6 protein-coding genes, 1 tRNA gene, 1 rRNA gene and 1 other annotated feature are annotated in these 8,139 nt (G+C 38.4%); of the genes, 1 reads left to right on the plus strand and 7 read right to left on the minus strand.

The window, feature by feature from the left end; translation table 11 throughout:
• Positions 1-2 precede the first annotated feature (2 nt).
• The 6 genes from J2Z40_RS19425 to guaB all read right to left on the minus strand — a co-directional run bounded on the left by J2Z40_RS19425 (position 3) and on the right by guaB (position 6,812).
• Positions 3-95, minus strand: a tRNA-Ser gene (locus J2Z40_RS19425).
• Between the two features lie 100 nt (positions 96-195).
• A complete protein-coding gene (gene serS, locus J2Z40_RS19430) occupies positions 196-1,473 on the minus strand; it encodes a serine--tRNA ligase (protein ID WP_066398901.1) in 1,278 nt (425 codons plus the stop codon).
• 94 nt (positions 1,474-1,567) lie between these two features.
• Positions 1,568-1,786: a binding site (T-box leader), on the minus strand.
• Between the two features lie 65 nt (positions 1,787-1,851).
• Positions 1,852-2,433 carry a pyridoxal 5'-phosphate synthase glutaminase subunit PdxT gene (gene pdxT, locus J2Z40_RS19435; protein ID WP_066399652.1) on the minus strand — a complete coding sequence of 194 codons (582 nt, stop codon included), beginning with the start codon at positions 2,431-2,433 and terminating at the stop codon, positions 1,852-1,854.
• 7 nt (positions 2,434-2,440) lie between these two features.
• Positions 2,441-3,322 (minus strand): pyridoxal 5'-phosphate synthase lyase subunit PdxS, encoded by an 882-nt coding sequence (gene pdxS, locus J2Z40_RS19440; protein ID WP_066398899.1) that lies wholly within the window; start codon positions 3,320-3,322, stop codon positions 2,441-2,443.
• Positions 3,323-3,474: 152 nt separating this feature from the next.
• The gene (locus tag J2Z40_RS19445) at positions 3,475-4,839 is read right to left on the minus strand and encodes a D-alanyl-D-alanine carboxypeptidase family protein (RefSeq protein ID WP_425351429.1); all 1,365 of its coding nucleotides are present in this window, start codon (positions 4,837-4,839) and stop codon (positions 3,475-3,477) included.
• Positions 4,840-5,345: 506 nt separating this feature from the next.
• On the minus strand, positions 5,346-6,812 hold the full coding sequence (gene guaB / locus J2Z40_RS19450; protein ID WP_066398896.1) for an IMP dehydrogenase: 1,467 nt from the start codon (positions 6,810-6,812) through the stop codon (positions 5,346-5,348).
• Positions 6,813-6,926: 114 nt separating this feature from the next.
• On the opposite strand from guaB, the gene J2Z40_RS19455 reads away from it, so the two are divergent.
• Positions 6,927-7,892 carry a YaaC family protein gene (locus J2Z40_RS19455; protein WP_066398895.1) on the plus strand — a complete coding sequence of 322 codons (966 nt, stop codon included), beginning with the start codon at positions 6,927-6,929 and terminating at the stop codon, positions 7,890-7,892.
• 168 nt (positions 7,893-8,060) lie between these two features.
• Here J2Z40_RS19455 and rrf read toward each other — a convergent pair.
• A 5S ribosomal RNA gene (gene rrf / locus J2Z40_RS20195) occupies positions 8,061-8,139 on the minus strand; the annotation flags it as partial.

An 8,139-nucleotide genomic window follows, 5' to 3' on the forward strand; every position in this document is an offset into this window, starting at 1 on the left:
AATGGAGGAGGAAAGGGGATTCGAACCCCTGCGCGGTTTGACCCGCCTGTCGGTTTTCAAGACCGATCCCTTCAGCCGGACTTGGGTATTCCTCCGTATCGACAAGAAGTATCATATCATTAATATAAATTGAAGTCAACACTTTTTCCCCTTTTTTTCTGAGTGGGAAAAACCCACTCAGAAATCAAGCTTCCCTTAAGGCTTAATAACCTCTTTATTGCCCATATATGGACGTAATACCTCAGGAATGATTACACTTCCATCTTCCTGTTGATAATTTTCTAAAATAGCGGCAACCGTACGGCCGATTGCAAGGCCAGACCCATTTAAGGTATGAACAGCTTCAGGTTTCCCCTTCGGCTCGCGGCGGAAACGAATATTTGCTCGTCTCGCTTGAAATGCCTCAAAATTACTACAAGAAGAAATTTCCCTATATGTGCCATAGCTAGGAATCCAAACCTCAATATCATACTTTTTCGCAGCAGTGAAGCCAAGATCCCCTGTACACATGCTCATCACTCGATATGGAAGACCTAATAATTGCAATACCTTTTCAGCATTCTTTGTTAGCTTTTCCAATTCTTCGTAAGACTCTTCCGGTTTCACGAATTTTACAAGTTCCACTTTATTAAACTGATGCTGGCGAATAAGGCCACGTGTATCACGGCCAGCAGATCCAGCTTCAGAACGAAAACATGCACTAAAGGCAGCATAATTAATTGGCAGATCTTCTCCATTCAAAATTTCATCTCGGTGCATATTTGTCACTGGTACCTCTGCAGTTGGAATTAAGAAATAATCCTCATTTTCAATTAAAAATGCATCTTCTTCAAATTTTGGAAGCTGCCCAGTGCCTGTCATACTTGTACGATTCACAAGATATGGTGGCAGTACCTCTGTATATCCATGTTCATCCGTATGCAAATCAAGCATGAAATTAAATAAAGCACGTTCTAAACGAGCACCAAGCCCTTTATAAAAAACAAATCGGCTGCCTGTTACTTTTCCTGCACGTTCAAAATCAAGAATACCTAAATCATCAGCAACATCCCAATGCGGCTTTGGTTCAAAAGGAAATGAACGAATTTCTCCCCAATTCCACGCTTCTACATTATCATCTTCCGTTTCTCCAACTGGAACACTTTCATGGGGGATATTTGGAATACTAAGCATTAATTGTTCTAATGCTTCTTCTACTTCTCTAAGTTCATCATCAAGCGTTTTTATATCATCGCCAACTTCTCTCATTTCAGTAATCAAATGATCAGCATCTTGTTTTTCACGCTTTAAAGCCGCAACCTGTTGTGATACTTCATTTCTCTTGCTCTTCAACTTTTCAGCTTCTACAATGAGCTCCCTGCGTCTTCCATCAAGATTTTCAAATTTCCCAAGGTCACCTAAATCCTCTCCACGATGCTGAAGCTTATTCTTTACCTCTTCAAAATTGGCCCTTAAATACTTAACGTCTAACATACATATAGCCTCCTTTTTAATATAAATAACTCATTCGCACTCTTTTTCAACCGGCTATTATTTACGTGAAAACACAAAAAACTCCCGTCCCCAAAAAAGGGACGAGAGTTACCCGCGTTGCCACCCTAGTTGAAAGCATAAAGCTTTCCACCTTAAAATAATAACGGTTTCAACCGAAAGTATTTACTAACCTAAATAGGTGTTCCATACTTTGCTCAAGGATGGATTCACAAGCTTCATTCACCGATTTCCACCAGCCATCGGCTCTCTATAGAATAAATTTCTTGTTACTATTTCCTCTCATTGCTTTATACATATAAAATATAGTACTTCATAATTTACTATAATTATGGACGATTTGCAACTATCTTATACAAATTAGTTTCCTTTTGCTTCCTTTGCCATATTTACAAAATAGGCTGTAATTCGATGATCATCCGTTAATTCTGGGTGAAACGAGCAGCCAAGGATATTTCCTTCTCTCGCTGCAACAATTTTCTCATTATGCTTAGCTAAGATTTCTACATTTTCTCCTGCTTGAACGATATGTGGCGCACGGATAAAGACTGCTTGAAAGTCATCAGCAATACCGGCAATCGGGATGTCCGCTTCAAAGCTATCCTTCTGACGCCCAAAGGAATTTCTTTCAACCTTCACATCCATCACACCAATATGAGGATGCTCATAGCCAATAATATTCTTTGCTAATAGGATTAACCCCGCACATGTTCCAAACATTGGTTTTCCTGATCTAGCAAATTCCTTCAGGCTCTCCATAAAATTATATTTGTCTATCAGCTTGCGCATTGTTGTGCTTTCTCCCCCAGGAAGAATTAAGCCATCAATTTCAGCAAGCTGATCTTTATCCTTAACTACGATAGCCTCTGCACCAGATTCCCTAATTGAATGAACATGTTCTCTTACTGCCCCTTGAAGGCCAAGCACTCCAATTTTAATCATCATTTCCTTACCAGCCACGTTCCTGCATCCGTGCTTCTGGAGCTAATGTTGAAATTTCGATGCCTTTCATCGGAGCACCTAGTTCTTTTGATAGCTCAGCAATTAAATGATAATCTTGGAAATGAGTCGTTGCCTCCACGATCGCTCGAGCAAACTTTGCTGGATTCTCTGATTTGAAAATACCAGAACCAACAAAGACTCCATCTGCTCCCAGCTGCATCATAAGAGCAGCATCAGCAGGCGTTGCTACACCGCCAGCTGCAAAGTTAACTACCGGCAGGCGACCTAGCTTCTTAATTTCGACAAGAAGCTCATATGGGGCACCGAGAAGCTTAGCTTCTGTCATCAGTTCATCTTCATGCATGCCTACAACCTTACGCACTTGTGCATTCACCTTTCGAATATGACGAACCGCTTCAACGATATTTCCTGTACCTGGCTCTCCCTTTGTACGAAGCATTGCGGCACCTTCTCCAATGCGGCGTGCAGCCTCACCTAAATCACGGCAACCACAAACAAAGGGAACCGTATATTCATTTTTATTTAAGTGGTATTCCTCATCAGCTGGAGTTAATACTTCACTTTCATCTATGTAATCTACACCCATAGCTTCAAGTACACGCGCTTCTACAATATGACCTATACGTGCCTTAGCCATAACTGGAATTGACACTGCATTCATTACTTCCTCAACAATACGAGGATCAGCCATTCTCGCAACGCCGCCTGCCGCACGAATATCTGATGGAACTCTTTCTAGTGCCATTACCGCAACAGCACCTGCTTCTTCTGCAATCTTTGCCTGCTCGGCATTGACAACGTCCATAATAACGCCGCCTTTTTGCATTTCTGCCATACCTCGTTTTACTCGATCTGTTCCTGTTTTCATCGTGCTCCCCCTTTGTTTTCTTCCATCAGCTATGGATGGATTTTTCTCATTCTTTCAGAAATAGGCATTATTTCAATCGGAATAATAACTATTCCCTAATGAAAATAAACAACAAAAAGGGTTTCCTGTCAAGACAGGAAACCCTTTTAATTTTAAAACCATCCTTTTACCGTTGAAGAAATACTTCCCCATACATTGCCGAAGAAGCTGCCTACGCCACGCATCATCAATACAAACCAGTTTGCTTTTTCAACATCATCCGCTGCGACGACATCTACTAGAATCTTACTTTGTCCATCTTCTGTTAAGAAATTTAATGCTTGTCCATCTACAGGCTCGATTGTTAATGTACCAATTTTTTCGCCTGCTTTAATTGGTGCAGTCAACTCACCTTTATCATTTAATTTCTTTTTATCCAAAACAAGCTTAGGCTGGTAATTTTCTTTTTCTCCATTTTTCACAACGAGGGAGATTGGTTCTTTTGTTTGAATCTTTACTTTACCCTCTTTCCCTTTAACAACAGGTAAAGTTTTCTTTCCCTTTACTTGATAATTCTCAGGAATTAGCTCTTCTTTATTAAAGTTACTAAAAGCATAATCAAACATTTTTCTTGTTTCATCAAATCGAATTTTCTTATCTGTGTTATTGCCGTTCTCATCCTTCGCATTCATGAGCACAGTGATGTAACGCGTACCATTTCTTATTGCAGTACCTGTGAAGCATAACCCAGCGAATTCTGTTGTTCCTGTTTTTAGACCATCGACACCTTCATACCCATAAACTAGGCTAGGAAGCATCCAATTCCAGTTATCCATTTGAATCATATCGTCTGTTCCTTCACGGAACTTCATTTTTGGTGTACTAGCTGTATCTAGTACCTCTGGAAAATCACTTATTAATCGGGAAGCTAATATAGCTGTCGCTCTTGCTGACATCACATTTTCTTCCTCTAAATTACCAGTATGATGATACCCCTTTAAATCAGAGTTATTCAATCCTGATGAGTTTACAAATTTATAATCATTTAATCCAAGTTCTTCTGCCTTTTCATTCATCATTTTAACAAAATTCGCTTCTGATCCAGCAATTGTTTCAGCAATCGCAATTGTTGCACCATTTGCTGAGTAAATCGTCATCGCTTGATACAATTCACGTATATTGTACTTTCCATCTCTGCGAAGTGGAACATTGGATAAGTATGGGTAATCCTGAGAAACTTTGTAAACATACTCACTTACAGCATATTCTTGATCCCATTTCACTCGTTCTTCTGCAATTGCTTCAAGAAGGAGATACTCAGTCATCATTTTTGTCATACTCGCAATTCCAAGTACTTGATCAGGATTTTTTGCATACAGCACTCTTCCTGTCTCTGCCTCTATTAAAATAGCTCCATCTGCATTTACATTTAGAATATCTTCTGCTTGAGCCTTATTTAAACTAGGGAAAAGTCCTACTAACATTACTAACGCAAGCATACTAGCAACATATTTACGATATTGTTTTATTTTCAATATAAAGCCCTCCAACATTTTAGTACACTTTTGTTATTTTAACATAACTCAACCGTAAAAAATAGACAGATGAATGACCTATTCCAAAAAGCTAAAGTTCTTCTCCTTATCATACTAATTATTCCAAACATCATAATACCCACCCTATCTATATAGGTAATATGGTGAGCATAAACATAGGCCGATCTTATTAAGGTACTGAAGGTAGATCGCCGATAGGTTTGCCTCTACAAAAAAGTCATTTGTGTTTGTGTAATGCATATGCTGCCAAAGTACGTAAAACAAACGATTTACACTTTTATATACAATGTGAAAATATACTTTTTTAGATCATAAAAAAAGGCTGGAACAAAAGGTTTTCAGCAACTAAAAAAGCCGAACTATTATTAGAAATGCTAACACAGCATTCTGCAATAGTTCGGCTTTCAGTATTTAGATAATAAATAATAATAAATTTATCATTCAGCTTTGGACACAGCCAAATCAGTTATGTCCCAGCCGCATACTATTTATGACATAGAATAGTTCGGTGCTTCTTTTGTAATTTGTACATCATGTGGATGGCTTTCTCTTAACCCGGCACCTGTCATTCGAATAAATTGGGCATTTTCTCTTAATTCATTCAAATCCTTTGTCCCACAGTAGCCCATTCCAGAACGAACGCCACCGATAAGCTGATAGATTGTATCTGCTAGCGGTCCTTTATACGGAAGACGCCCTTCAATGCCTTCTGGTACAAACTTTTTATTGTCCTCTTGGAAGTAACGATCCTTTGAACCTTTTTCCATTGAAGCAACTGATCCCATGCCTCGATATACTTTGAAACGGCGACCTTGGAATATTTCTGTTTCTCCTGGACTTTCGGTTACACCAGCTAGCAAGCTGCCAAGCATGACGGCATGACCTCCAGCTGCTAGAGCTTTCACCATATCACCAGAGTACTTAATTCCCCCATCAGCAATAATTGCTTTGCCATGTTTTCTAGCTTCTGAAGCACAATCATAAACAGCAGTAATTTGTGGAACTCCTACACCAGCGACAACACGGGTTGTACAGATGGATCCTGGACCAATTCCTACTTTGACAATATCTGCTCCTGCTTCAAATAAATCCTTTGTTGCTTCTGCAGTAGCAACATTACCAGCAATGATTGCAACTTCTGGATAACTACGGCGAATGTCAGAAACAGTATCGATTACACCTTTCGAATGTCCATGCGCTGTATCTAATACAATGACATCAACTTGTGATTTCACAAGCATTTCTACCCTTTTCATTGTATCCTTCGTTACACCGACTGCAGCTCCAACTAATAAACGCCCATGCTGATCTTTTGCAGAGTTAGGAAATTCAATTACTTTTTCAATATCCTTAATAGTAATTAATCCTTTAAGAATGCCGTCTTCATCAACAAGTGGAAGCTTCTCAATTTTATACTTTTGAAGAATCTTTTCAGCCTCCCCTAAAGTCGTGCCTACTGGAGCGGTGACAAGATCTTCCTTTGTCATTACATCTGAAATCAAAATAGAAAAATCCGAGATAAAGCGTAGATCACGATTAGTTAAAATCCCAACAAGCTTTTGTTCCTCTTCATTGTTCACAATAGGTACACCTGAAATCCGGTATTTCCCCATTAAATGTTCAGCATCATAGACTTGTTGTTCTGGAGTGAGGAAAAATGGGTCAGAAATAACTCCGCTTTCTGAGCGTTTTACTTTATCAACCTGTTCAGCTTGCTGCTCAATGGACATGTTTTTATGGATAATTCCAAGGCCACCTTGGCGAGCCATTGCAATCGCCATTTCTGCCTCGGTAACAGTGTCCATCCCTGCACTAATGATTGGAATATTAAGCTTCACTTTTTCTGTTAGTTGCACACTTAAATTCACATCACGCGGAAGAACTTCTGATTTTGAAGGAACGAGCAATACATCATCAAATGTTAAGCCTTCTTTTACAAACTTACTTTCCCACATTTTTTTACCCCCTAGACTCAAAAATATTATTAGTAGGTTATCAATTGGGCAAAATACTGTCAAGACAAGATGAATATGTTCGATTATTCAAATAATTAGAGAGAGGACTATTTGATGAATAATTATGTGGACTTGAACTCCTTTTTGCCCTTTTTTTCAGCCGATTCCACACAAAAATTCTTACAAAGATGCTATGAAAATCAACAACTTCCAAAGGCTGAACAAAATAGTTATGAGAAAAGCTATCCATTTATCTATTACCTGGAACATGGACAAATTTATTTCCAACAAGCAAAGCTAGCACCTCTAATTATTCAGCCCATTCTCCTTTTTTATGGGCTTGTCCATTTTATTAAAGCCTGTATATTAACAGTCGACCCTAATTACCCTGAAACAACTTCTGTTCTTGCACACGGTGTTTCCACAAGGAAAAGAAAGAAGCAGCAGTACCAGTTTTTTCAGGATGAAGTCAAATTTCAAAAAAGTGGATTGTTTCCATATATGGCTGAAAAAATGTTTCACATGGAACATATCGAAGGGGAAAAAGCGACAATGGAAGATTTATTTACACAAATCCCTGAATTGCATGCACTGTTCATACAAATGGAAGGGAAAAATACCTTCGTCCCCATTGAGCAGAAAGGAAAAGTCTTATCGATTCCAAAAATTATCTTAGATACTTATCATATGACTGAATCCCGATTTATTGATTATTTAAAAAGAAAATCAATAGTGGAAATCATACCTGAGCCGTTAGACGAGGATTTTATTCATATTCAATCTCCTTCTCCATCTTTGTATGAACCATTACCAATTAGACATAATTTAGCAAAAGATCATTTTTGCCTTCCAATTGTAAAAAATACTTTTAATACCTACCCAGAGTTATTAATTCATTATTTATTGCTATACAATTTAAGTATGATTGCCCGATATGAAACAGAGTGGTGGAGTGAATTAATTAAAATGATGCCTAATCAGGATTACCCGTTCATTCAATCTTTTCTTCAGATAACAGAAAAAAAAGGGCCTTCCCTTGTCTTTCATTACTTAAAAAATATTGGCAATAAGGACAGTTGATCATTATCATTTTGTTAAATCTCAAAGAGCCTATTTCTTACGAAAGTTACATTATACTTTACGTAAGAAATTGAAGTATCACTGTATTTATATAATTAGAATGCATTTCTGCGTTCTACTGTTTTTTATAAACAAAAAAAGAGTACCAATCTGGTACTCTTTTCATTTGCCTAGCGACGTCCTACTCTCACAAGGGGACAGCCCCTAACTACCATCGGCGCTGAAGAGCTTAACTTCCGTGTTCGGG

This window comes from Cytobacillus eiseniae (assembly GCF_017874625.1).
Lineage (GTDB): Bacteria > Bacillota > Bacilli > Bacillales > Cytobacillaceae > Cytobacillus > Cytobacillus eiseniae.

Bases quoted from the DNA above. Each gene is read 5' to 3' on its own strand.
- pdxS (WP_066398899.1), bottom strand. From the start codon at position 3,322: ATGAAAACAGGAACAGATCGAGTAAAACGAGGTATGGCAGAAATGCAA.
- pdxT (WP_066399652.1), bottom strand. From the start codon at position 2,433: ATGATTAAAATTGGAGTGCTTGGCCTTCAAGGGGCAGTAAGAGAACAT.
- J2Z40_RS19455 (WP_066398895.1), top strand. From the start codon at position 6,927: ATGAATAATTATGTGGACTTGAACTCCTTTTTGCCCTTTTTTTCAGCC.
- serS (WP_066398901.1), bottom strand. From the start codon at position 1,473: ATGTTAGACGTTAAGTATTTAAGGGCCAATTTTGAAGAGGTAAAGAAT.
- guaB (WP_066398896.1), bottom strand. From the start codon at position 6,812: ATGTGGGAAAGTAAGTTTGTAAAAGAAGGCTTAACATTTGATGATGTA.